Genomic DNA, 696 nt, shown 5'->3' on the forward strand with positions numbered 1-696 from the left:
TGGCTGCTGCGCCAGCCGGTGTTCGCCGTGGGGCGCATCACCGTCGAGGGCGAACTCAACCACACCAGCGCCATGAGCCTGCGCGCCAACGTCGCGCCCCAGCTGGTGGGCAACTTCTTCACGCTGGACCTGGAGGCCGCGCGGCGCGCCTTCGAGCAGGTGCCGTGGGTGCGCCGTGCGCAGGTGCGGCGCGAGTTCCCGAGCGGGCTGCGCGTGGCGCTGGAAGAACACGACGTGGCGGCGCTGTGGGGCGCCGAGGGCAGCGGCATGCTGGTCAACCGCCACGGCGAGGTTTTCGAGGCGGACGACAGCGAGCTCGACGACGTGGGGCTGCCGCGCCTGAGCGGACCGCCGGAGCGCGCCGCCGAGATGCTGCAGATGGTGCGCCAGCTGGACGCTGCGCTGCTGCCGCTGGGTTTCGCCGTGGATACGCTGGAGCTGTCGGCCCACAGCGGCTGGCGCATGCAGCTGGCCAGCGGCGCCACCGTGGTGCTGGGCGGGGGCGAGCCTGCCCAGGTGCTCGAGCGCGTGCGCCGGCTGGTGCGCACCCTGCCGCACGTGGCGCAGGAGCAGGGGCGCAGCAGCGCGGCGCTCGAGCACGCCGACCTGCGCCACCCCGGCGGCTATGCGCTGCGCCTGCGCGGCGTGACCACGGTCAGCCCCGAAGAGGCCGCCCGCGCGGCCGCGCGGCCGACG

1 protein-coding gene is annotated in these 696 nt (G+C 75.3%); it reads left to right on the plus strand.

The window, feature by feature from the left end; translation table 11 throughout:
- The coding region (locus A612_RS11305; protein WP_019374587.1) for a cell division protein FtsQ/DivIB at positions 1-696 on the plus strand (696 nt) is incomplete at both ends.

Source organism: Melaminivora alkalimesophila (genome assembly GCF_000282995.1).
Classification (GTDB): domain Bacteria; phylum Pseudomonadota; class Gammaproteobacteria; order Burkholderiales; family Burkholderiaceae_C; genus Melaminivora; species Melaminivora alkalimesophila.